We start from the raw sequence: 24,055 nt of genomic DNA on the forward strand, positions 1-24,055 counted from the left end.
CATGACCGCAACGACCGTCTTCGATGCCGACTACCGCGCCCTGCTGACCGACGCGTTCGACGACCGCGTTACCGAGTGGACCGCAGAAGCCGAAGCGGCGCAACGCTTTCCGCGCAAGCTGATCGAGCACCTCGGCGCAAGCGGTGTCTTCGCCGCCAAGTGGACCGACCAAACCCAGCCCGACGTCGGCAAGATCGTCGAACTCGCCCTGGCTCTGGGCCACCTGTCGTCCGCCGGCATCGGAGTGGGTGTCAGCCTGCACGACTCGGCCATTGCCCTCCTGCGCCGCTTCGGCAAGTCGGACTACCTCAAAGACATCTGCGAGCAAGCGATCCGCGGCGAGGCCGTGCTGTGCATCGGCGCCTCGGAGGAATCCGGCGGATCGGACCTGCAGATCGTCGAGACCGAGGTTCGTTCGCGCGACGGCGGTTTCGAGGTCCGCGGCATCAAGAAGTTCGTGTCGCTTTCGCCCATCGCGGACCACATCATGGTGGTGGCGCGCAGCGTCGACCACGACCCGAACAGCCGGCACGGCAGCGTCGTGGTGGTGGCGGTGCCGACCACTCACGTCGACGTGCAGCCGCCTTACGACAAGGTCGGGGCGGGGCCGTTGGACACCGCGGCGGTCCACATCGACACCTGGGTTCCGGCCGACGCGCTCGTCGCGCGGGCCGGCACCGGTCTGGCGGCCATCAGTTGGGGGCTGGCGCACGAGCGGATGTCGATCGCCGGGCAGGTCGCGGCCTCGTGCCAGCGGGTCATCGGAATCACCCTGGCCCGCATGATGAATCGCCGCCAATTCGGCCACACGCTGTTCGAGCATCAGGCGTTGCGGCTGCGCATGGCGGACCTGCAAGCGCGCGTCGACCAGTTGCGCTACGCGCTACACGGCATTGCCGTGCAGGGGCGTCTCGATCTGCGCGCGGCCGCCGGAATCAAGGTGACGGCGGCGCGGCTCGGCGAAGAAGTGATCGGCGAGTGCATGCACATCTTCGGCGGCTCGGGATATCTCGTCGACGAGACACCGCTGGGCCGGATGTGGCGGGACATGAAGCTGGCTCGGGTCGGCGGCGGCACCGACGAAGTGCTCTGGGAATTGGTGGCGGCCGGCATGAAGGCCGACCACGCCGGCTACGAGGATTGGATAGGTCGCTCCAACGCGTAGAGCACCATGCGGCGGTTCGGCGCGTCATGCTCGCCCAAAGACCGGCATCCCACGTACTCGCAGAGCCGGCGGACGACCGTGTTGCGGTGGTCGGGGTCGAACATGATTCGACCACAGCGTGGCTCCCGCGCGAAGACGCTGGCCATGATTCGGGGCAGCAGCCGGGGCCCGAAGCCGCGGTTGACCAACCCCAGGTCCGCGATGGCCGCGTGCAGCCCCACGTCGTAGGGGTGGGCGTCGTAATGCCGCGAAATCAGATCTTTTGCGGCCCAGTAGATCTCTAGGTAGGCACACTCCGAACCCCGCAGGGTGGCGATCAACGGCAGCGAATAGGTCCCGTCCAGCTGCGCACCGATGTGACGTTGCCAGCGCTCGAGCGGCCAGTCGTACTCCCAGGTCTCCGCGAGGTGGGGGCGGTTCATCCACTCGGCCACCATCTCCGCGTCGGCGCGCTCCGCGACGCGGAACCCATACGGCGACTCCAGCAGGGGAACCGGTGGCCGGCCAAGTCGCGCAACCTCTTCGGGCAGGTCCGTACGTTCGCGCGCCAGTACGTACGACGTCTCGTCGGTCTGGTTGCTCACAGATGCTTCGGTCATCGAGCGCTGAGCCTACCCGAGGAACATTCGCTGGATAAGGGTAGGCATACCATAGAAGTTAACTGGTCAGAGTTTGCTGGAAATTCGCGCAGCTGGGGAGCGGCGGGCACGGTAATCTGTGGGACGCCCATGCGCGAGTGGCGGAATTGGTATACGCGCTGGATTTAGGTTCCAGTGTCTTCGGACGTGGGGGTTCGAGTCCCCCCTCGCGCACTCTTGGCACCCTGGTCGCCGCCTCGACCCCGCCGCCGGCCTTAAGCTATGGTAAGGCAACCCTTACTTAGGGCTTTCGGTGTGCGCGCGTGGCGGAATTCGCCGCCGCGGGAGAGGACCGTTGATGGCACGCGGGTTCCAGGGTGCGATATTGCGCGGCTTCGGGGCGCGCGATCACACGGCAACGGTGCTCGAAACCGTGCCGATCGCACCCCATTTCGTGCGGATCCGGATGGTGTCGCCGACGCTGTTCGAGGATGCGGAGGCCGAGCCCGCGGCGTGGCTGCGATTCTGGTTCCCCGACCCGGACGGGTCCGATACCGAGTTCCAGCGCGCCTACACCCTCTCCGAGGCCGATGCCGAGGCCGGCCGCTTCGCGGTCGACGTGGTGCTGCACGAGCCGGCCGGTCCGGCGTCGAAGTGGGCGCGCACCGTCGAGCCGGGCGCGACGATCGCAGTGATGTCGCTGATGGGTTCGTCGCGCTTCGCCGCACCCGAGGAGCAACCGGCCGGCTATCTGTTGATCGGCGACTCGGCATCCATTCCGGGGATGAACGGCATCATCGGAACGGTTCCCGACGACGTCCCCATTGAGATGTATCTGGAGCAGCACGACGACCGGGACACGCTGATCCCGATCGCCGCGCATCCAAGGCTGCGGGTGCATTGGATTCCCCGCCGCGACGAGCAGTCGCTGGCGAACGCGATCGAGACCCGGCACTGGTCGAACTGGTATGCCTGGGCCACGCCGGAGGCCACGTCGCTCAAGCATGTCCGTAAGCGGCTGCGCGATGTCTTCGGATTCCCCAAGTCCGAGGTGCACGCGCAGGCGTATTGGAGCGCCGGTCGCGAAATGGGCACCACCCGTGGCGGCGACTCCGGCGGCGACACCGTGGTGCCCACCGAGTCGGAAGCCGCTGTGGCACAAGCTGAGTCGCTATCCCCGGCGCAGACCGCGGCGGCGGCCGCCCAGGGAAGTTGGCGTGCTCAGGCCGCCGGCCGATTGCTGGCGCCACTGCGGTCGGCGCTGATCGTCTCCGGCATCCTGCAGGCGGTGATCACGCTGGTGCAGCTGGCGCCGTTCGTCTTGCTGGTGGAGTTGGCCCGACTACTGGCCACCGGCGCCGACGAGTCGCGGCTGTGGAACGTCGGCATCGTGGCCGTGTCGGTGCTGGGCCTCGGCACGGTGCTCGGCGCCGCGCTGACGCTCTGGTTGCACGTGGTCGATGCGCGGTTCGCCAGCGACCTGCGTTCGCGGTTGCTGAGCAAGATGTCTCGCCTGCCGCTGGGCTGGTTCACCGCGCGCGGCTCGGGCGCGATCAAGCAGCTGGTGTCCGACGACACGCTGTCGCTGCACTATCTTGTCACCCACGCCATCCCAGACGCGGTCAACGCCGTCGTCGCGCCGGTGGCGGTGTTGATCTACCTCTTCGTCGTCGACTGGCGCGTCGCGCTGGTGCTCTTCGGGCCGGTGCTGGTCTACGGCGTGATGACGTCGTCGCTCACCATCCAGTCCGGCCCGCGGATCGTCCAGGCGCAGCGGTGGGCCGAGCGGATGAACGGCGAGGCCGGCGCGTACCTCGAGGGCCAGCCGGTGATTCGCGTCTTCGGCGGTGCGGCGGCCTCCAGCTTCCGGCGCCGCCTGGACGAATACATCGGGTTCCTGGTGGCCTGGCAGCGGCCGATGGCCGGCAAGAAGACCGCGATGGATCTGACCACCAGGCCCTCGACATTCCTCTGGCTGATCGCGACCGCGGGAACCCTGCTGGTCGTCACGCACCGGATGGATCCGGTCAACCTGCTGCCGTTCCTGCTGCTGGGCACCACGTTCGGCGTCCGGCTCCTCGGCATCGCTTACGGCCTCGGCGGCATCCGCGCCGGGATGCTGGCCGCGCGGCGGTTGCAGGTCGCGCTCGACGAACCCGACCTCGCGGTGCAAGGGGACGCGGGCAGCGCGCCCGACGACCAAGCGGGCACGGTGCAATTCGACCGCATCGGATTCAGCTATCGCCCCGGCGTTCCGGTGATCCAGGACGTGTCGCTGGAACTGAGGCCGGGCACGGTCACCGCGCTCGTCGGCCCGTCCGGCTCCGGCAAGTCCACCCTGGCGGCGCTGTTGGCCCGGTTCCACGACGTCGAGGACGGCGCGATACGCGTTGGGGGACAAGATATCCGGTCGCTGAGCGCCGACGAGCTCTACGCGTGCGTCGGTTTCGTGCTGCAGGAGACCCAGCTGGTGCACGGCACGGTCGCCGAGAACATCGCGCTGGCCGTCCCCGACGCCACCATCGAACAGATTCAGGCCGCGGCCCGTGAGGCGCAGATCCATGACCGCGTGCTGCGGCTGCCCGACGGCTACGACACCGTGCTGGGCGCCAGTTCCGCGCTATCGGGCGGCGAGCGGCAGCGCCTCACCATCGCTCGCGCGATCCTGGCCGACACCCCGGTGCTGATCCTCGACGAGGCCACGGCCTTCGCCGACCCGGAATCGGAATACCTTGTGCAACAAGCGCTTAACCGGCTCACCCATGACCGCACCGTGCTGGTGATCGCCCACCGGTTGCACACCATCACCCGCGCCGACCAGATCGTCGTGCTCGATCACGGACGGATCGTCGAGCGCGGCACCCACGACGAGCTGCTGGCCGCCGACGGACGATACAGCCGGCTGTGGGCGACGGGCCAGGGCAACCCGGTGGCCGCGACCGGCGCGGTACAGGAGGTCACCCCATGATCCGCACCTGGATAGGCCTGGTTCCCGCCGACCTGCGCGGCAAGGTGACCGCCTACGCGTTGCTCGCCTTCGTGTCGGTCGTCGTGCGTGCGGTCGGCGCCGTCCTGCTCGTCCCGTTGGTGGGGGCGCTGTTCAGCGACACCCCGCGCCATGCGCTGGCCTGGCTGGGCTGGCTCACCGCCGCCACCGTGATCGGGTGGGTGGTCGACACCATGACCGCGCGGATCGGTTTCGACCTGGGCTTCGCCGTCCTCGACCACACGCAGCACGACGTCGCCGACCGGCTGCCGCAGGTCCGGCTCGACTGGTTCACCGCCGACAACACCGCCGTGTCCCGGCAGGCGATCGCGGCAACCGGCCCCGAGCTCGTCGGCCTGGTGGTCAACCTGCTGACGCCGCTGACCACGGCGGTGCTGCTGCCCGCGGTCATCGCGCTGGCGCTGCTGCCCATCTCGTGGCAGCTGGCGGCCGCCGCGCTGGCCGGGGTGCCGTTGATGTTGGGGGCGCTGTGGGCCTCGGCGCGGCTGACGCGGCGAGCCGACGCCGCGGCCGGCGACGCCAACACCGTGCTCACCGAGCGGATCATCGAATTCGCCCGCACTCAGCAGGCGCTGCGCGCCGCGCGACGGGTCGAGCCGGCCCGCAGCCTGGTGGGCTCCGCGCTCGCCGCCCAGCACAGCGCGACGATGCGCCTGCTCGGCATGCAGATCCCGGGCCAGTTGCTGTTCAGCATCGCCAGCCAGCTGGCCCTGATCCTGCTGGCCGGCGCCACCACGGTGCTGACCGTCAACGGCACGCTCACCGTCGCCGAGGCGATCGCCCTGATCGTGGTGATCGCGCGCTACCTGGAGCCGTTCACCACCGTCAGCGAACTCGCGCCGGCGCTGGAGAGCACCCGCGCCACCCTCGACCGCATCCGGGGCGTGCTCGACGCGCCCGTCATCCCCGCCGGAGCCGGCACGCTGCCCGACGCCCGCGACGGAGCTCGCGACGAATTTAAGGCCCCCGTCATCGAATTCGACGACGTGGCCTTCGGCTACGACGGCGCCAGCGCGCCGGTCCTCGACGGTGTCAGCTTCTCGCTGCAGCCGGGAACCACGACGGCCATTGTCGGGCCGTCGGGCTCCGGCAAGAGCACGATCCTGGCGCTGATCGCCGGGCTGCACCAGCCGACCCGCGGGCGGGTTCTGCTCGACGGCGCCGACGCCGCCACGCTGGACGCGAAGGCGCGTCGGGGAGCCAGCAGCGTGGTCTTTCAGCACCCGTATCTCTTCCACGGGACGATCCGTGACAACGTCCTCGCCGGCGACCCCGCCGCGGGTGACGATCGGCTGGCGGGAGCGATCCGGCTGGCGCGGGTGGACGAGCTGATCGGGCGGCTGCCCGACGGGGCCCAGACCGTTGTCGGCGAGGCCGGATCGGCCTTGTCCGGCGGCGAGCGGCAACGCGTCAGCATCGCCCGTGCGCTGCTGAAACCGGCACCGCTGCTGTTGGTCGACGAGGCCACCAGCGCCCTGGACACCGAGAACGAGGCCGCGGTGGTCGATGCGCTCACCGCCGATCCTCAGTCGCGCACCCGCGTCATCGTCGCCCACCGGCTGGGCAGCATCCGCCACGCCGACCGCGTCCTGTTCGTCGACAACGGCAAAATCGTCGAGGACGGCACGGTCGACGAATTGCTCGCCACGGGTGGACGTTTCGACGAGTTCTGGCGCCAGCAACACGAGGCCGCCGACTGGCACATCCTCGCCGACTAAATCGCGGGCGTCGCCCGCGGGTCTTGCCGTATGCCTTACAGTTCATGGGACGGTCGGACCGGGGGAGTACTGGAGGCGTTTGTACATGAGTGCTGTGGTGTCGATCCCGCGCTATCCGGCCGACGTGACCGCCGAATGGCTCTCGACGGCGCTGAGCGGACGCGGCGCATCCGTCGAGGTGTCCGGTGTCGACGTCGTTGCCATCGGCACCGGGCAGACCGGGGCGACCTACCGCGTGACGGCCAGCTATGCCGGGGATCCGGGTGAGCTACCGCAGACGTTCGTGATCAAGCTGCCGGCGCAGGACGATGCCGTGCGCGACCGGGTCGTCATCGGGTATCGCAGCGAGTGCTCGTTCTACGCCACGGTGGCCGACCGGGTGCAGGTGCCGACGCCGGACTGCTTCTACTGCGAGATCAGCGACGACGCGATGGACTACGCGTTGTTGCTCGCCGATCAGGCGCCGGCCGCCCAGGGCGACCAGATCGCGGGCTGCGGCGAGCAGGAGGCGAGGTTGGCGGTGGTGGCCCTTGCCGGGCTGCACGGGCCAACCTGGTGCGACCCGTTCTGGCTCGACGTGCCCGGCATCGCGTTCAGCCGCCCGGACGAGGCGGGAGCCGCGGGCATGGGCGAGGTGGCCAAGATGAGCGCCGACATCACCCTGGAAAAGCTCGGCGACCGGATGACGGCCGAGGATCGCGAGACCTTCAGCACCGCAATGGGTTTGATCACGCCCTGGCTGATGACCGAGTGGCACCGGTTCGCGCTGCTGCACGGCGACTACCGGCTCGACAACCTGTTGTTCGATCCGGGCCACAGCTGGGTGAGCGTGGTCGACTGGCAGACGCTCGGCGTGGGCCTTCCGGCCAGGGATCTCGCCTATTTCACCGCGACCAGCCTGGATTCGCGGCTGCGCGGGGAGATCGAAAGCGACCTGGTGGACGAATACCACCGCGCACTGTTGGGCTACGGCGTCACCGGCTACGACCGCGAAACCTGTTGGCGCGACTACCGTCTCGGTGTCATTCAGGCCCTGCTGATCTCGGCGTTGGGATTCGCCTTCGCCACCTCCACCGAGCGTGGCGACGACATGGTGCTGACCATGCTGGCGCGCGGCTGCCAGGCGTTCCGCGATCTCAAGACGGTGGAACTGATTTCGCGTTAGCGGCTGAACCGGCCGGCGAGATACTCAGTGCGGCAGGCATTGCGGGCCAGTTTGCCGCTGGTGGTGCGGGGGATGCTGCCCGCCGCAACCAGCCGCAGGTCCGCGACCCGGAGATGATGCTCACGGGAGACCGCCGCGCGGACGGCTGCCTCGACCTCAGCCGGATCGGTCCGCCCGCCGCCCGCGGCACGTTCGGCGACCACGACGAGCTGCTCGGCGGCGCTGCCGTCCGGAGTGTCCAGGGCGTCGGCGGAAACCGAGAATGCGGCGACGTACCCGGTGCGGATGCCGCCCGACGCGTGACTGACCGTCGTCTCGATGTCGTGCGGGTAGTGATTGCGGCCGTCGACGATGATCAGGTCTTTGAGGCGGCCGGTCAGGTACAGCTGATCGTCGACGTAGACGCCGAGATCGCCTGTGGCAAGCCAGCAGCCGTTGTCCGGGGCGCCTTCGGCGCGGCTGCCGTGCTCGAGCCGGGACTGCAGCTTGTTGCCGAAGGTGTGCTGGGTTTCCTCTTCGCGCCGAAAGTAGCCGCGGCCGATGTTGTTGCCGTGCAGCCAGATTTCGCCGACCTGGCCATCGGCGGCCTCCGCGCCTTCGGGGGTGGTGATGACCGCCCACTGGTCCGGCATCACCGGTCCGGGGGAGACGTGGGCGACCGCGCCCGCGGTGTCCGGTGCGACGACCACCGCGCGCCCGCCCGCGAGCTCGGCGCGGTCGAAGTAGACGGCGCTGGCGGCGGCCTCCGGGGCGAGTGTAGCCACGCCGAGCGTCGCCTCGGCCATCCCGTAGGACGGCTTGATCGCCGTCCTGGGCAGGCCGTAGGGCGCGAACGCATCGGTGAATTTCTCGATCGCCGAAATCGTCACGGGCTCAGAGCCGTTGAGCAGGCCCACGACGTTGGTGAGGTCGATGGTCTCACCGGCGGGTGGCAGCCCACGTTCCGCGGTCAACTCGTAGGCGAAGTTCGGGGCCGCGGCAAACGTCCGGCCGTACGCGGCCTCCGCGCTCAGCTGCTTGATCCAACGGAATGGGCGGCGGACAAAGGCCATGGGGTCCAGCATCACCAGGTATCCGCCGCACAGCGCCGGGAACATGAGCATCAGCAGGCCCATGTCGTGGTACAGCGGCAGCCAACTGACGCTGCGGATTCCCCGATCCAGGTGAGCGCCAAGGGATATCTGCACCACATTCGTGCACACGGCCCGATGGGTGATCTCCACGCCGGCGGGGATGCGCGTCGATCCGGAGGTGTACTGCAGGTAGGCGAGGTCGTCAGTGCCGACCGTCGGTTCGGTGAACATCGAAGCGAGCGTGGCGGGGATGGCGTCGACGGCGATCATCCGCGGCCGACCCGCCACCGGATGCGTGCGCAGGAACTCCCGCACCGACTCGGCCGCCGCGCTGGTGGTCAGCACCACCGATGGCCGGGCATCGGTCAGCACCGCCGTCAACCGTTCCGCGTGCCCGGTCAAGGTCGGCGCGAAGAGCGGGACCGCGACGTTGCCCGCGTGAATCGCGGCGAAGAACGACGCCACGTATTCGACGCCCTGCGGCGCCACGATCGCCACCCGGTCGCCCGGGCGGGTGATCTGCTGCAGGCGCGCGCCGATCGCGCGGACCTGCGTCCACAGTTCGTTCCAGCTCAGGTCGATGATGCGGCCGTCGTGGTCCTTCGCGTAATCGATGAACCGATACGCCGGACTGTCGCCCAGTGCCCGGCGATTTCGGTCGAAGAACGAGGTCAGCGTCACGCCATCGGGGATGACGATGCTGCCGTCGGCATGGACATAGTCGTTGAGATCAGCCACGGACTCAACAACAGTCGTCGGCGAGGGGTTCCGACCCATGAACAAAGAATAAGAGGCGGATAAATTTTCGTGGTTGACCGCAAGACGTGACGCCCATCACGTTTTTATAACAATGTGATGTAGCTCGCGCCATTAGCTGCGTAGTGGGCAGGACCGGCTCTGGCGTCTACCGGCAGTTTGCCTACGCCCGCGGTCAGTACTGCGTGGAGCCCTGGTCGACGGGGATCCGGGCCGCGGTGACCTTGCGCGACTCGTCGCTGGCCAGCCAGCAGACGGTGTCGGCGATCTCCTCGGGTTCGGCCATCCAGTCGGGCAGGAACGGTGTCAGCACATGCGACAGCTGCGGGTTGGTCTCCATGGTCTTGCCGACGGCCGTAACCATGTCGCCGGATCCCATCGCGGTGTTCACCGGACCCGGATGCACACTGTTGACCCGAATGGAGTGCTTGCCCAACTCGGCGGCGAACGCGCGCGCCATCCCCGTGACGGCATGTTTGCTGGCGGTGTAGTGAATCATGAAGGGCTGCATCTTCATTCCGGCCGCCGAACTGATCAGGATGATCGAGCCGCCGCGGCCGCCCTCGATGATCTTGTCGGCCCCTGCCATGACGGTGTTCCAGGTGCCCTTGACGTTGATGCCGAGCACATCGTCGAAGTCGTCGGACGTGATCTCGTTCCATGCTTGCGGTGCCGCGACACCGGCGTTGGCCACGATGATGTCGAGACGCCCGAACGCGGCGACCCCCTCTTCGACGGCCTTGCGCAGCGCCGCCAGGTCGCGGGTGTCGACAACCGAGGCGAGGATCCGGCGGTTCGTCTCCTCGACCAGGCGAACGGTTTCGGCGAGATCTTCCTCGGTCGCCGGATCGTAGGGGACGCAGGTCGGCAGCTTGCCGGCGATGTCGACGGCGATGATGTCGGCGCCTTCCTGGGCCATCCGCACCGCGTGGGCACGGCCCTGGCCGCGTGCGGCTCCGGTGATGAAAGCCACCCGGCCCTCGAGCCTTCCGGTCATTAGCGCTCCTTCGATGTGGTCGCTCGTTGGGCCGCCTTCACGAGGTTCGACCCGATGATCAGACGTTGAATCTCGCTGGTGCCCTCGTAGAGCCGCAGCAGTCGCACGTCGCGGTAGATGCGTTCGACCGGGACGCCACGCATGTAGCCGCTGCCGCCATGCACCTGCACCGCGAGATCCGCGACCCGGCCGGCCATTTCGGTGCAGAACACCTTCGCCGCCGATGGCGCGACCCGGCGGTCCTCGCCGCTCACCCACAGTCGCGCGGCCTCGCGGACCAGCGCGCGGCCGGCCATCACCCCGGTCTGCTGGTCGGCGAGCATGGCCTGCACCAATTGGAAGCTGCCGATCGGCGCGCCGCCCTGCGTCGCGGTGGCCGCGTATTCGACGGACTCGTCGAGCGCGCGCATGGCGGCGCCGACCGCGAGCGCGGCGATGTGGACCCGCCCGCGCGCCAGCGAGGTCATGGCGGCCCGGTAGCCGACGTCCTCGCTGCCGCCGACCAGCGCATCGGCGCCGACGCGGACGTCGTCGAAGCTGACGTCGGCCGTCCATGCGCCTTCCTGGCCCATCTTGGCGTCCTTGGCGCCCACCTCGACACCCGCGGCGTCCGCGGGGACGAGGAAGACGGCGATGCCCGGGCCTTGCTCGTCGGCCGGGCGGGTGCGCGCGAACACCACGAACAGGTTCGCGACGGGTGCGTTGGTGATGAAGCGCTTTTGGCCGGTGATCACCCAATCATCTTTGTCGCGAACGGCTTTCGTGCGCAGGCCGGCGGGGTTGGAGCCGGCTCCCGGCTCGGTCAGCGCAAACGAGGCGACGACCTCGCCCGTCGCGATGGGCTCCAGCCAGCGGGCCTTCTGCTCGTCGGTGCCGAACGCGACGAGCACCTGTCCGGCGATGCCGTTGTTGGTTCCGAACATCGACCGCAGCGCCAGCGACGTGTAACCCAATTCCATTGCCAGGTCGACGTCTTGCATGAGATTCAGGCCGAGGCCGCCCCACTGCTGGGGGATCGCGTAGCCGAACAGCCCCATCTTCTTGGCCTGCTCGCGCAGGTCGTCCGGCACCCGGTCCTCGTCGAGGATCTCCTGCTCGCGCGGAACCACCGCGGTGCGGACGAATTCGCGTGTCTGCGCGAGGATTTCCCGGAAATCCTCATCGGATACTTCCGGAATGTCGGCAGTGCTCATCGATGGACGCTCCTCTCCGGCCTTGTTCTTCCAACCGTCGCGCCATCGAGGCGGGCGCGGCAAGGCGTCGGCCCGGACGGGCGTGAGCCTGGTATCGGAGGCGATCCTATATGAAATATGATATTCGATCGTCGGGCCCCCGGGCTGTCGCGATTACAGGTAAGGATGTGTGAACGAGGTGTCGTTGCTAAGCGGTCAGACCGCGGTGATCACTGGTGGAGCGCAGGGGCTCGGGCTGGCCATCGCAGAACGTTTTGTCGCCGAGGGGGCGCGGGTGGTGCTCGGTGACGTCAATCTCGAGGCGACCCAGGCCGTGGCCAAACAACTCGGCGGCGACGAGGTCGCGGTCGCGGTCCAGTGCGACGTCACGCAGGCGTCCGACGTCGAAAAGATGATCCAGACCGCGATCGAGCGCTTCGGCGGGCTGGACATCATGGTCAACAACGCGGGGATCACCCGGGACGCGACGATGCGCAAGATGACCGAGGAGGATTTCGACAAGGTCATCTCGGTGCACCTGAAGGGGACCTGGAACGGCATCCGGCTGGCGGCCGCGATCATGCGGGAGAACAAGCGGGGCTCCATCATCAACATGTCGTCGGTGTCGGGCAAGGTCGGCATGATCGGCCAGACCAACTACTCCGCCGCCAAGGCCGGGATCGTCGGCATGACCAAGGCTGCCGCCAAAGAGCTTGCCTACCTTGGGGTTCGGGTGAACGCGATCGCCCCCGGGCTGATCCGTTCCGCGATGACGGAGGCCATGCCGCAGCGCATTTGGGATTCGAAGGTCGCCGAGGTGCCGTTGGGCCGCGCGGGTGAGCCCAGCGAGGTTGCCAGCGTGGCGCTGTTCCTGGCCTCCGATCTGTCGTCGTACATGACCGGCACCGTCATGGAAATCACCGGCGGTCGGCACCTCTGAGAGGTCGGAAAATGCGCGAAACCGTGATCTGTGAGCCGGTCCGGACACCGATCGGCCGCTACGGCGGAATGTTCAAGTCCCTTACCGCCGTTGACCTCGGCGTCGCCGCGCTCAAGGGCCTGCTGGAGCGCACCGGGCTGGCGCCCGACGCGGTGCACGACGTGATTCTCGGGCACTGCTACCCGAACAGCGATGCGCCGGCGATCGGGCGCGTGGTGGCGCTGGATGCCGGCCTGCCGGTGACGGTCCCCGGCATGCAGGTCGACCGCCGCTGCGGCTCCGGGCTGCAGTCGGTGATCCAGGGCTGTCTGCAGGTGGGCAGCGGCGACAGCGACCTCGTCGTGGCCGGCGGCTGCGAGAGCATGAGCAACGTCGCCTTCTACTCCACCGACATGCGTTGGGGCGCACGCAACGGCGTGCAGGTGCACGACGGCCTGGCCCGCGGCCGCACCACCGCCGGCGGCCGGCACTACCCCGTTCCCGGCGGGATGCTGGAGACCGCCGAGAACCTGCGCCGGGAGTACGGCATCTCACGGCTGGAGCAGGACGAACTCGCGGTGCGGTCGCATCAGTGCGCCGTGGCCGCGCAGAAGGACGGCATCCTGTCCGACGAGATCATTCCGGTTGCGGTGCGCACCCGCAGTGGCGAGGAGCTGATCGACACCGACGAGCATCCGCGCGCCGACACGTCGGTAGAGTCGCTGGGCAAGCTGAAACCCGTTCTGCTCAAGGATGATCCGGAGTCGACGGTCACGGCCGGGAATGCGAGCGGGCAGAACGACGCGGCGTCGATGTGCGTGGTGACGACGCCGGAGAAGGCCGCCGAGTACGGCCTGACCCCCTTGGTCCGCCTGGTGTCGTGGGGCTCCGCGGGAGTAGCGCCCAACGTCATGGGCATCGGTCCGGTGCCCGCGACGGAGGTCGCCCTGGGCAAGGCGGGCCTGAGCCTGTCCGACATCGACCTCATCGAACTCAACGAAGCCTTTGCCGCACAAGCGCTTGCGGTGATGCGGGCGTGGAACTTCGGTCCGGCCGACCACGACCGGACCAACGTGCACGGCTCGGGGATCTCGCTGGGGCATCCGGTCGGTGCGACCGGCGGCCGGATGCTGGCGACGCTGGCGCGCGAGCTCAATCGCCGCCAGGCGCGCTACGGGCTGGAGACCATGTGCATCGGTGGCGGCCAGGGCCTGGCCGCGGTCTTCGAACGCGTCGCGTCGGCATGAACCCGCTGACTGGGATCACCGTCGTCGAGGTGTCCAGCTTCGTCGCCGCACCTCTGTGCGGTGTGACGCTGAATCAGCTTGGTGCGCAGGTGATCCGCGTCGACCCGATCGGCGGTGCCTCCGACGTCCACCGCTGGCCGCTCAGCGCCGACGGCACGTCGATCTACTGGACCGGGCTGAACAAGGGAAAGCGCTCGGCCACCATCGATCTGCGTTCACCGGACGGCCAGGAGCTGGTTCACCGGCTGATCGTCGAGGGCGATGGCATCGTCGTGACCAACGCGGTATTGCCCTGGTTGAGCTACGAGTCGCTGGCCGCCAAGCGTCCCGACGTCATCCACGTGCAGCTGCTGGGGCGCCGCGACGGCTCCACCGGGGTGGACTACACCGTCAACGCGGGACTCGGATACCCACTCGTCACCGGCCCGGCCAGCCACGCCGGCCCGATCAACCATGTGCTGCCGGCCTGGGATGTCTGCTGCGGCCTGTACGCCGCGCTGGGCGTCGTCGCCGCGCTGCGCCGTCGTGACCAGTCCGGCGCGGGCACGCGCATCAGCCTGGCGCTGGAGGACGTCGCGCTGGCCACGGCCGGCAACCTGGGGCTGTTGACCGAGCCGCAAGTGATCGGCACCGAACGCGAGCGGCTGGGCAACGCGATCTACGGCCAGTACGGTCAGGACTTCACCAGCGGCGACGGCGCCGCGTTCATGGTTGTCCTCTTGACCGGCAGGCACTTTCGCGACCTGGTTAAGGTGACGGGCACCGAGGCGGCTGTGTCGGCGCTCGCCGAGGCGTTGGGCGTGGACTTCGCCGTCGAAGGCGACCGCTACCGCTATCGCGAGGTGCTTTCCGGTCTGTTCGCCACCTGGTTCGGCGATCACAGCGCCGACGAGATCGCCGTGGCGCTGTCGGATACCAGCGTGTTGTTCGAGCGGTACCGCACGTTCGCCGAGGTCGCCGCGGGCCCGAAGGTGACTGCGAATCCGCTGTTTTCCCGATTGGCCCAACCTGGCCTCGGCGAGTATTACGCCCCAGGCCTGCCCGCGGCCTTCGACGGCACACATCCCGCCAGCGCTGCCGCGTCGGCGCTGGGCCAAGATACAGCCGACGTGCTGACCGAGCGGTTGGGATTGACGGCCGCCGACATTGCCCGTTTGACGGACGCGAAGACGATCGGAGATCACAGCGCATGACCAAACTCGCCCAAACCCTTGGCCTGACCGAGTTTCAGACCGAGATCATCTCGACGGTAAGGCAATTCGTCGAAAAGGAAGTCATCCCGAACGCGGCCGAACTGGAGCGGGGCGACACCTACCCCCAGCACATCGTCGACCAGATGCGCGAGATGGGCCTGTTCGGGCTGATGATCCCGCAGGAATACGGCGGACTGGGTGAGTCGCTACTGACCTATGCGCTGTGTGTCGAAGAGCTGGCGCGCGGCTGGATGAGCGTATCCGGCGTTCTCAACACGCATTTCATCGTGGCCTACATGCTGCGCCAGCACGGCACCGACGAGCAGAAGCAGCGCTTCCTGCCGCGGATGGCGGCCGGTGAGACCCGGGGCGCCTTTTCGATGTCGGAGCCGGAGCTGGGTTCCGATGTCGCCGCGATCCGGACCCGGGCGGCGCGCAATGCCGACGGCAACTACACCATCAACGGCCAGAAGATGTGGCTGACCAACGGCGCCACCTCCACGCTGGTCGCGGTCCTGGTGCGCACCGACGAGGGGTCGGACAAGCCGCACCGCAATCTCACCGCCTTCCTGGTCGAAAAGCCAACGGGCTTCGGCGAAGTCGCGCCGGGCCTGCACATCCCGGGCAAGATCGACAAGCTGGGTTACAAGGGCATCGAAACCACCGAGATGATCTTCGACGGTTATGCGGCCAGTGCCGACGACGTCCTCGGCGGCACCACCGGGCAGGGCTTCTTCCAGATGATGGACGGCATCGAGGTGGGCCGCGTCAACGTGTCGGCGCGTGCGTGTGGTGTCGGGCTTCGCGCCTTCGAGCTCGCGGTGCGTTACGCGCAACAACGCGAGACGTTCGGCAAACCGATCGCCGAGCACCAGGCCATCGCCTTCCAACTCGCCGAAATGGCAACCAAAGTCGAGGCGGCACATCTGATGATGGTCAACGCGGCGCGGCTCAAAGACTCGGGAGAGCGCAACGACGTCGCCGCCGGCATGGCCAAATACCTGTGCAGCGAGTACTGCACCGAGGTCACCCAGCAGAGCTTCCGGATCCACGGCGGCTACGGCTACTCCAAGGAGTACGAGATCGAGCGGCTGATGCGCGACGCGCCGTTCCTACTCATCGGCGAGGGCACCAGCGAGATCCAGAAGAACATCATCAGCAAGCGACTACTCGCCGAGTACCAGGTGTGAACCGATGAGCGTTCCGGATTTCGCTGCGCGGCCGCATCTTTCGGATGATGTCGCGCGCCTTATCCGCGGCAGGATCTTCGACGGCAGCTACGCCGCGGGCACCTACGTCCGGCTGGACCAGTTGGCCGCGGAGTTGGGCATCAGCGTCACGCCCGTGCGCGAGGCGTTGTTCGCGCTGCGCGCCGAAGGCCTGATCGCCCAGCAGCCACACCGCGGTTTCGCGGTGTTGCCCGTCACCGGCCGCGACGTCACCGACGTCGCGAACGTGCAGGCCCACGTCGGCGGCGAGCTGGCCGCCCGGGCCGCGGTCAACATCAGCCCCGAGCAGCTGCTCGAGCTCAAGGAGATTCAGGCCGAACTGGAGAAGGCCTACGCCGGTGATGACCACGAGCGGACCGTTCGCCTCAACCACGAGTTCCACCGGGCCATCAATGTCGCGGCGGATTCACCGAAGCTCGCTCAGTTGATGTTGCAGATCACCCGCTACGCGCCCGAGTCGGTGTTCCCGGCGATCGAGGGATGGCCCGGCCAATCGGTTCAGGACCATCGGCAGATCCTGGACGCGCTCGAGCTGCACGACGAAACGCTTTCCCGTTCGGCTATGTCGGAACACCTTGCGGCCGGCGCGGTTCCGCTGATCGATCACCTCGTTGCCCGCGGCGTGGTGGTGGAATCCGACTGAGGCGGTTGACGATGCGTGCGCGGTTCGCGGTTCCGGCGCTGATCGTCATCGTCTTGTCCGCATGCGGGACCGGATGCACGGGCTTCCCCGACCGGCAACGGCAGGCCGAGGCGATCGCGGCGAACGTGCGGGTCATGCCCGGCGTCAAGGAGGTACAGCCGCACTACGTCAACTCCCTAGATCGCGGCGCCTCCTTCGACCTCAACGTCGAGGTCGATCGAACCATCTCGCCGGCGGCGGCCGCGGAGATCGGACGGCGATGCGTCACGCAGGTCGACCGCGGCGGCTTCGCCGAGCACCTGGTGTCGCTGGCGGTGACGTTTCCAGGCAGCGGCTCTGATTCGGATCGGGACAACCCGTCAAAGGCGTCGTTCAATCTCACCGATGATGGCGGGATCCGCCGCCAAGGCGTGACCGCGGATCAAGTCGGTACGGACCTGCAATTCTGGATCGACGCGGTCGATTTCGCGGGGGTGAAGTCGGTCGCTCTGCGACGTCCTGGGGACCCGGGGGATCGCGACGGACGAAGCCGGCTGCTCGACATTCACGTCGCGAACATCAATGTGGGATTCGCCCTCGAAGCTCGCTACCCGGAGCTACAGAAGCACTGGTACGCCGGGCTGTAGCCATCTCTTGTTGCGCGACCTCGCTGCGCATAGGCTTCTCTCTGGGTGGGCAACCATATAGAGAGCAGAAAAATGGCCTCAAAGCTCGCGCTTCGCGCATCGGCCGCATCTGTGGCAATCATGACGGCCATTGCCCTCGCGCCGCCGGCGGTTGCCGACCAACTCGACCCGATCCCCGGCAACGGTGTCTTTGTCGTCGGGCGTGACATCGCCCCGGGTCTGTACCACACGAGCGGTACGGCGTCGACGTTCGGAGTCTGGATAAACAATGTGCCGACCCAGGACTCGATGTGCGCGTGGTTCACCTACAGCACGCCCGATGCGAACAAAGACCATGTAGTGCAGACGAATATGTCCGTCGGCCCGATGTTCGCGAATATCAACACGACGATCAAGGCCTTCGAGTCGCAGAACTGTGAGCCCTGGACGCGGGTGCCCTAGGGCTGGTCGCTCAACAGCTCACGCAGCCGGCGGACGTCGACCTTGCCGGTGCCACCGCGCGGCACGTCATCATCGGAATCCAAAAGCAGCCACACAGCCGGCACCTTGAAAGCGCTCAGCAACCCGCGCGCACGGTCCCGCAGCTGCTCGGCGGTCAGCGCGCGGCACACCACCGCCGCGCCGACGCGTTCGCCGGCCGCGCCGGGCACATTGGTGACGAACGCTGCGTCGACGCCGTCGATCGCGCGTAGCGCGCGTTCCACCTCGCTCGGGTAGACGGTCGCGCCGCTGACCTTGAACATGTCGTCGGATCGCCCGCGGTAGAAAAGGAATCCGTCGTCGTCGAGCTGGCCCAGGTCGCCGGTGGGGTAGTAGCCGTCGGGGGTGAACAGCTCTTCTCGGCTGCGTCCGCAGATTCCGCGCAGCGTGTGCGGCCCGCGGATCTGGATCATGCCGGCGGTCCCGGTGGGCACCGGCTCGCCCGTCTCGACATCGACGATACGAACCTCCATGCCCGCGAACGGCTTTCCGCAGCTGCCCCAGGCGGATCCGGGCATGTCGGTGTCAGCGGGGTAGCCGCAGTACGGCCCGAACGCCTCGGTCATCCCGAACAGGGACGCCCGTGCGCCGGGCTTCGCGCGCTGGTCCGGTGGCAGCAGGGCCTCGAGGCTCCCGGGCCGCAACGCGGGCAGCTCGATGCCGGCCGACGTCGCGTGCCGTGCCAGCGTCTCGGCCTGATCGGGCCAACCCCGAAACAGCGTGACCCCTTCGCGTTCCAGCAGCCGCAGCGTGGTCTCGGGCCGCGGTAGCTCCTCGGTCACCAGGGTGGCTCCGGCCAGCAGCGCGGACAGGACTCCGCTGCCGAACCCGCCCACCCAGAAGAACGGCATCGGCAGATACAGGCGCGTGTCGGAGCCGATGCAGCGCGCCGCGAGGCCCGACCGCACGGCGCCCAACGCGCTGCCGTGCGAGTGGATGACGCCCTTCGGTGTTCCGCTGCTGCCCGAGGTGAACATGATCACCAGTGGGTCGGCGGGCGTGACGGTCTGTGTCATCACTTCGATGAGCCGCCGGGCCGCATCGCTCGCCGGTGCATCGTCGAGCTGTTCGGCCGTCCAAACCCGCTGTAGGGCAGGAAGTTCGGTTTGCGGCACGGCCTCGAGGTCGTCGAGGTAGCGGTGCCCGCGGAACTCCTCGACGCTGACCAGGAACTGCACCGCCGCGACGCGCAGCTGCGTGGCGAGCTCGCCGGCCTGCAGCAACGTGCTCAACGGCACCAGGACGGCGCCGATGCGGGTGAGCGCGATGGCGACCTGCGCCCACCGGGTGCTGTTGGGCATGATGAGCCCGACCCTGGTGCCCTTGCCTACACCGGCCTCGACGAATCGCGCCGCCAAATCGGCTGTGCTGTCGTCGAGTTCGCGGTAGCTGATTCGGGCAGCGGGGTCGATCACCATCGGCTTGTCGCCGTCGTGAGCGGCATGCCACCTGACCAGTTCGTCGATGGTGCGGGCGGTCGATTCAGGCATCGAACAGCTTCCTCAGTCGCTGCGTGTCGACCTTGCCGCTGGATCGCAAGGGGATTTCGGCGCTGCGCACCGCGATGATGCGGCTCGGGATCTTATAGGCGGACAGCTCGCCCTTAAGCCGTTCGCGCAGCGCCGCCTCGTCGAAGACGGCGCCATCCGGCACGGCGACGACGGCCACGACGAGTTGACCGCGCCTCGAATCGGGGATTCCGATGGCGTAGGCCACCATTCCGCCGGTGGCCCGCGCGATCGCCCTCTCCACCTCGGGCGGTGAAACGTTGGCGCCCGCCGACTTGATCATGGCGCCGCTGCGGCCGGTGAAATAGACGAAGCCGTCAGAGTCCACCCGCACGAGATCTCCGGTATGAAACCAGCCGTCAGCGTCGAAGCACTCTTCACGGCTGCGTTTGTAGTACCGCTGCATCACATGCGGACCGCGGATGCACAGTTCGCCGTCGACGGTCATCGTCTGGAATCCGGGTGCGGGCCTGCCGAACGATCCGCGGCGCGCTTCGGGTTGGTCGGACTCGTCCCCGTCGATCAGGAGGACGCTTCCGGCTTCGGTCATCCCGAGCATGTTGTGCCGCAGCTCGGGGTCGGCGGGCCGGGCCTCGGCGGCCATGATCGGGTACAGGTTGCCCCGGCGCATCGACGACAGATCACGGCCGGCGAAGCTGGGGTGTCCGGCCAGCTGCGCGACGCCGGCCGCGAAACCGTTCGTGATGGTGGGCTTTTCGGCCTCCAGCAAGTCGAGCGTCGCGGCGGGGTCGGTGGCATTGGAGCACACCAGTGTCGAGCCGGCGACCAGCGTGGCCAGCAGTGCGAACGCGAACCCACCGATCCAGAAGAACGGCGAATTGCAGAACAGCCTGTCCTCGGCCGCCAAACCGCGGATCTCGTTGAGGTTCCGCTGGTGTTCGATCAGCGCGGCGTGCGTGTGCAGCACCCCTTTGGGGGCGGCGGTCGACCCGGAGGTGTACACGATGGCCACTGGATCGCAGCCGGCGACGTCGTCTTCCATCGCCCGCAGCAGCTCCGGGGCGATGGCGTCGGCTCGCCGGTACACCGGCTCGTGAGTGATCGTGACGTAGCGCAATTGCGGCGCCGCTGGACAAAACAACCGGGACTCGAAATCGGTCTCCGCAAGGACCTCGGACAGTCGTTGAACATAGTCGTGGGAGCGAAAGGACGCCGCGGACAACAGGATCTGTGTGTCGCTGTCGACCAGCTGCTCGCGCAGCTCGCGCGCGGTGACGAACGTGGAGATCGGGATCACCACGGCACCGATCCGGGCGGCCGCCAGCATGCCGACGACGAATTCGGTGCCGTTGGGGTAGAGCAGCCCGACGTGCGTTCCCTTGCCGGCACCCAGGGCGATCAGCCCGCGCGCCAGCTCCGCCGACCGGCGATCGGCCTCCGCATAGCCGATGCGGTCGCGGTCACACACCAACAGCGGGTGGCCGGCCCGCGAGCCGGCCTGGTGCCGCAGGATTTCGGCGACCGTCACCTCACCGGGCATGGTCGGCGGGTGGGGCGGACTGCGCGAAGAAGCTGCGGATCGCGCCCAGGTCGGCCTTACCCGACGGGGTGCGCGGGATCGTGGGCACGATCGCGATGTCGGTGGGAATCTCGTAGCGCGCCAGCCGTGTTCGCAGGAACTCCACCAAGGCATCGGCGTCGGCCGAAGCGGACTCACGCAGTTCCACCATCGCAACGGGCGTCTCGCCGAGGCGGTCGTCGGGTCGCCCGATCACGGCCGCGCCCGCCACCGCGGGGTGGCCCTCCAGCGCGACGCGGACGTCGTCGGGCATCACCTTGAAACCACCCCGGATGATCGCCTGATCGGCCCTCCCGACGATCCAGACGAAGCCGTCGGCGTCGATGCGCGCCATGTCGGTGGTGCGGATCCAGCGCGTCGACGGGCCCAGCTGTCCCGGCTTTACCTCGAGCAGCCCGACCTGATCGGGTCCGAGCTGTGCGCCGGCGTCGTCGACCACCCGCAGCTGCGCGCCCGGGTTGGCCCGCCCGACGCTGCCGCGCTTGGCCCGCCAGTACTGCTGGTAATCGGCCAGGGTCCACCCGGCCACGCCGCCGCCGAATTCGGTTGCGGCATAGGAGGTCAGGACCGGGATGCCGTACTTCTCGGTGAACGCGTCGGCGTCATCGGCCGACAGCGGCGCCGTGCCGCAGGTGACGGCGCGGATGCTGTCCAGGTCGGCTCGCGGCAGGTCGGAGTGCAGCACCGTGCGCAGCGCGGCCGGCACCAGCGATACCGCGCGGGGTCGGTGCGTGCGCACCGCCCTGGCCCAGGCGTTGAGTTCGAACCGTTCCAGCAGGACGAAAGGCCTTGCCTCGGCGACGCATTGCAGCACCCGGAAGACACCGCCGATGTGCACCAGCGGGGAATTCATGATCGCCACACCGCGGCGCAGTTCGGTGGGCGCCGGGGCGCCGGCCGGGTCGGAGCCCATCACGCTGCGGGCCAACATGTCGTAGCTGAGGTCAACCCGCTTGGGCGGGCCGGTCGTTCCGCTGGTCAACATCCGCACCGCGACGTCCTGCCGGGCGGTCACGCCGGCATTGCGCCGTCCCGCGTCGGCCTCGTCCAACAGACCCGAGATCGGCAGCGTCGGAGTCTGGGGGCCGACCAGCGTGGCCAGGTCACCGTGTTCGCCGACGATCAGGGGTAGCTGCAGGGCGGCGACATCGTCTCGGGTGCGCGCATCGCCGCGGGACGGATTGATCGTGACGACGGTACCGCCGGCCAGCAGCACTCCCAGGAACGCCGCCACGTGGCCAGGGCGGTTCCGCAACAGCATCCCGATCTGTGGACTTCCGCTGTATTCAGCTGTGACGGAAGCGATGTGATGCGCGGCGCCGCGGACCTGATCCCAGGAGAACCAGCGGCCGTCGTATTCGATCGCCTGCGCGCCGGGCTGTAAGTCCAGCACGCCGGCGATGCGTTGACTCAACGGGTGGGCGCTCATCACCGGATCTTCGGGTCGCGCTTGGCGTCCTTGTCCTTGGCGTTGCGCTGCGCCGCCAGCTCGGCAGTGCCGAGGGGGTTGCCCAGCCGGGTATAGATCAGCCCCTGTTCCATCGCGGCGCGGTACGGCTTGTCCAGCGATTCCCAGATCGCCTTCACGGTGCCCTGGGTGGCGGTCGGTGGCTTGGCGGCGATCGTCGCGGCGATCTCGTGGGCACGGCCCCACAGCCGGTCGGGGGAGACCACCTCCGACACCAGTCCGATCCGCAACGCGGTGTCGGAGCTGACGCGCTCGTCGTTGCCCATCAACGCAATCCGCAATGTCTCGCCCAGGCCGACGCGCCGCATCAGGCCGATCGGTTCCAGGGCGCAGACCAGCCCCGCGGACACGTGCGAATCGAAAAATGTTGCGTCGTCGGAGCAGATGACGACATCGGATTCGTTGAGGAAGTAGAACGCACCTGCGGTGCACATGCCCTGTACGGCGCACACCACCGGCTTCCACATCTTCTGCCACTTGGGGCTGAGCAACTCACCGGGATCCTCGTGATTCCACACGTTTTCGGGCTGTCCGTACGGTGACTTGATGTCCAGCCCCGCGCTGAACGCCCGTGTCCCGGCGGCCCGCAACACCACCGCGTGCACCGATTCGTCCAGCTTGACGGCGCGCCAGGCCTGCGCCATCTCCTCGCACATGGCGCGGTTGAACGCGTTCAGCTGATCGGGTCGATTCAGCGTGATGGTGGCGACGTGGTCGTGCGCGTCGACGTCGAGGAGGATGGTGTCGAACTTCATCGGCATTGCCAATTCGGTTTGCGCTTTTCCATAAAGGCTTTCGGGCCCTCGGCCGCGTCCTCGGTCCGCAGCACCCGCTCGCGGAAGGTCTCAGCCATGATCTCAGCCTCGTGCAGCGGCACATTCAGGCCCTTGAGAATCGCGAGCCGAGTGCCCCGGACCGCCAGCGGCGCATTGGAGTTGACGATGTCGGCGATCTCGCGGGCCCGGTCCAGCAGGCGGTCGTGCTCGACGACCTCGCTGATCAATCCGAGCTCGTAGGCCCGCTGCGCGCTCATCCGCTCGTGTTTTCCCATCAACGCCATCCGCAGGGCGATCGAGCGGGGCAGCACCCGGGATATCCGCACCAGTTCGCGTCCGGCGACCAGGCCGATGCTGACGTGCGGGTCGAAGAAGGTGGCCTGCTCAGAGGCGATGACGATGTCGGTCGTCGTGACCCAGTCCATGCCGGCGCCGCAGCAGATTCCGTTCACGGCGGTGATCACCGGCTTGGCCATCGTGCGAAACGGCGGGGTGCCCTCCTGCGGAGCCTCCCACTGGTCGTAGGTCGACAGGTACGGCCGCTCGTAAATCACCTTGCCGTCTTCGGGGATTTCCCCGACGTCCGCGCCGCTGCAGAACGCGCGCCCGGTGCCGGTCACGATGGTGAGCCAGACGTTGTCGTCGTTTTCCGCCTCGGCGTACGCGGCCCGCAGCTCGGAGACCATGTGCGGGCTCAGGGCATTGAGCGCCTCCGGCCGGTTCAGCGTGACCGTTGCGGTGTGACCGTCGACCTCGTATTTGATGGTGTCGAACGAGTCAGCAGGCATTCGTGTT

20 protein-coding genes and 1 tRNA gene are annotated in these 24,055 nt (G+C 68.0%); 12 read left to right on the forward strand and 9 right to left on the reverse strand.

Translation table 11 applies throughout. From position 1 onward, the window contains the following. Position 1 precedes the first annotated feature (1 nt). The gene (gene mbtN, locus MRAB57_RS17565; protein ID WP_077088481.1) at positions 2–1,165 is read left to right on the forward strand and encodes a mycobactin biosynthesis acyl-ACP dehydrogenase MbtN; all 1,164 of its coding nucleotides are present in this window, start codon (positions 2–4) and stop codon (positions 1,163–1,165) included. On the opposite strand, the gene MRAB57_RS17570 is transcribed toward mbtN, so the two are convergent. Next, entirely contained in the window at positions 1,132–1,764 is a 633-nt protein-coding gene (locus tag MRAB57_RS17570; RefSeq protein ID WP_077088482.1) for a GNAT family N-acetyltransferase, read from the reverse strand. The genes mbtN and MRAB57_RS17570 overlap by 34 nt on opposite strands. A gap of 131 nt (positions 1,765–1,895) precedes the next feature. Here MRAB57_RS17570 and MRAB57_RS17575 point away from each other — a divergent pair. From MRAB57_RS17575 to MRAB57_RS17590, 4 genes are all read left to right on the forward strand, one after another. Then, a tRNA-Leu gene (locus MRAB57_RS17575) sits at positions 1,896–1,977 on the forward strand. A 124-nt stretch (positions 1,978–2,101) separates the two neighbouring features. Continuing rightward, positions 2,102–4,711: an ABC transporter ATP-binding protein/permease gene (locus tag MRAB57_RS17580; RefSeq protein ID WP_077088483.1), complete on the forward strand. Its 2,610-nt coding sequence runs from the start codon at positions 2,102–2,104 to the stop codon at positions 4,709–4,711. After that, positions 4,708–6,468 carry an ABC transporter ATP-binding protein gene (locus MRAB57_RS17585; RefSeq protein ID WP_077088484.1) on the forward strand — a complete coding sequence of 587 codons (1,761 nt, stop codon included), beginning with the start codon at positions 4,708–4,710 and terminating at the stop codon, positions 6,466–6,468. Before MRAB57_RS17580 ends, MRAB57_RS17585 begins: the two co-directional genes overlap by 4 nt. Before the next feature lie 85 nt (positions 6,469–6,553). Beyond that, a complete protein-coding gene (locus MRAB57_RS17590) occupies positions 6,554–7,633 on the forward strand; it encodes a phosphotransferase family protein (RefSeq protein WP_077088485.1) in 1,080 nt (359 codons plus the stop codon). On the opposite strand, the gene MRAB57_RS17595 is transcribed toward MRAB57_RS17590, so the two are convergent. From MRAB57_RS17595 to MRAB57_RS17605, 3 genes are all read right to left on the reverse strand, one after another. Beyond that, entirely contained in the window at positions 7,630–9,483 is a 1,854-nt protein-coding gene (locus MRAB57_RS17595; RefSeq protein WP_077088486.1) for a fatty acyl-AMP ligase, read from the reverse strand. The genes MRAB57_RS17590 and MRAB57_RS17595 overlap by 4 nt on opposite strands. A gap of 154 nt (positions 9,484–9,637) precedes the next feature. Then, a complete protein-coding gene (locus tag MRAB57_RS17600) occupies positions 9,638–10,459 on the reverse strand; it encodes a mycofactocin-coupled SDR family oxidoreductase (protein WP_077088487.1) in 822 nt (273 codons plus the stop codon). Further along, a complete protein-coding gene (locus MRAB57_RS17605) occupies positions 10,459–11,652 on the reverse strand; it encodes an acyl-CoA dehydrogenase family protein (RefSeq protein ID WP_077088488.1) in 1,194 nt (397 codons plus the stop codon). The genes MRAB57_RS17600 and MRAB57_RS17605 overlap by 1 nt, the downstream gene beginning before the upstream one ends. A gap of 169 nt (positions 11,653–11,821) precedes the next feature. Here MRAB57_RS17605 and fabG point away from each other — a divergent pair, with 169 nt between their 5' ends. From fabG to MRAB57_RS17640, 7 genes are all read left to right on the forward strand, one after another. After that, a complete protein-coding gene (gene fabG / locus MRAB57_RS17610; RefSeq protein WP_077088489.1) occupies positions 11,822–12,571 on the forward strand; it encodes a 3-oxoacyl-ACP reductase FabG in 750 nt (249 codons plus the stop codon). 11 nt (positions 12,572–12,582) lie between these two features. Continuing rightward, complete coding sequence (locus MRAB57_RS17615) at positions 12,583–13,797, forward strand: acetyl-CoA C-acetyltransferase (protein WP_077088490.1); 1,215 nt, start codon at positions 12,583–12,585, stop codon at positions 13,795–13,797. Continuing rightward, positions 13,794–14,990, forward strand: coding sequence for a CoA transferase (locus MRAB57_RS17620; protein WP_077088491.1), 1,197 nt, complete (start codon positions 13,794–13,796; stop codon positions 14,988–14,990). Before MRAB57_RS17615 ends, MRAB57_RS17620 begins: the two co-directional genes overlap by 4 nt. After that, positions 14,987–16,180, forward strand: coding sequence for an acyl-CoA dehydrogenase family protein (locus MRAB57_RS17625; protein ID WP_077088492.1), 1,194 nt, complete (start codon positions 14,987–14,989; stop codon positions 16,178–16,180). The genes MRAB57_RS17620 and MRAB57_RS17625 overlap by 4 nt, the downstream gene beginning before the upstream one ends. 4 nt (positions 16,181–16,184) lie before the next feature. After that, the gene (locus tag MRAB57_RS17630) at positions 16,185–16,862 is read left to right on the forward strand and encodes a GntR family transcriptional regulator (RefSeq protein ID WP_077088493.1); all 678 of its coding nucleotides are present in this window, start codon (positions 16,185–16,187) and stop codon (positions 16,860–16,862) included. An 11-nt stretch (positions 16,863–16,873) separates the two neighbouring features. Then, positions 16,874–17,488 (forward strand): hypothetical protein, encoded by a 615-nt coding sequence (locus tag MRAB57_RS17635; protein WP_077088494.1) that lies wholly within the window; start codon positions 16,874–16,876, stop codon positions 17,486–17,488. Between the two features lie 72 nt (positions 17,489–17,560). Then, a complete protein-coding gene (locus tag MRAB57_RS17640) occupies positions 17,561–17,929 on the forward strand; it encodes an Rv1352/Rv1906c domain-containing protein (RefSeq protein WP_077088495.1) in 369 nt (122 codons plus the stop codon). On the opposite strand, the gene MRAB57_RS17645 is transcribed toward MRAB57_RS17640, so the two are convergent. From MRAB57_RS17645 to MRAB57_RS17665, 5 genes are read right to left on the reverse strand one after another with little or no spacing between them, the layout of a single operon-like run. Further along, complete coding sequence (locus MRAB57_RS17645) at positions 17,926–19,458, reverse strand: class I adenylate-forming enzyme family protein (RefSeq protein WP_077088496.1); 1,533 nt, start codon at positions 19,456–19,458, stop codon at positions 17,926–17,928. The genes MRAB57_RS17640 and MRAB57_RS17645 overlap by 4 nt on opposite strands. Next, on the reverse strand, positions 19,451–20,977 hold the full coding sequence (locus MRAB57_RS17650) for a class I adenylate-forming enzyme family protein (RefSeq protein WP_077088497.1): 1,527 nt from the start codon (positions 20,975–20,977) through the stop codon (positions 19,451–19,453). Before MRAB57_RS17650 ends, MRAB57_RS17645 begins: the two co-directional genes overlap by 8 nt. Beyond that, positions 20,967–22,445, reverse strand: coding sequence for a class I adenylate-forming enzyme family protein (locus MRAB57_RS17655; protein ID WP_077088498.1), 1,479 nt, complete (start codon positions 22,443–22,445; stop codon positions 20,967–20,969). The genes MRAB57_RS17650 and MRAB57_RS17655 overlap by 11 nt, the downstream gene beginning before the upstream one ends. After that, a complete protein-coding gene (locus MRAB57_RS17660; protein ID WP_077088499.1) occupies positions 22,445–23,245 on the reverse strand; it encodes an enoyl-CoA hydratase/isomerase family protein in 801 nt (266 codons plus the stop codon). Before MRAB57_RS17660 ends, MRAB57_RS17655 begins: the two co-directional genes overlap by 1 nt. Then, positions 23,236–24,048: an enoyl-CoA hydratase/isomerase family protein gene (locus MRAB57_RS17665; protein ID WP_077088500.1), complete on the reverse strand. Its 813-nt coding sequence runs from the start codon at positions 24,046–24,048 to the stop codon at positions 23,236–23,238. Before MRAB57_RS17665 ends, MRAB57_RS17660 begins: the two co-directional genes overlap by 10 nt. Positions 24,049–24,055: the final 7 nt, after the last annotated feature.

The organism is Mycobacterium rhizamassiliense, from assembly GCF_900157375.1.
GTDB lineage: Bacteria > Actinomycetota > Actinomycetes > Mycobacteriales > Mycobacteriaceae > Mycobacterium > Mycobacterium rhizamassiliense.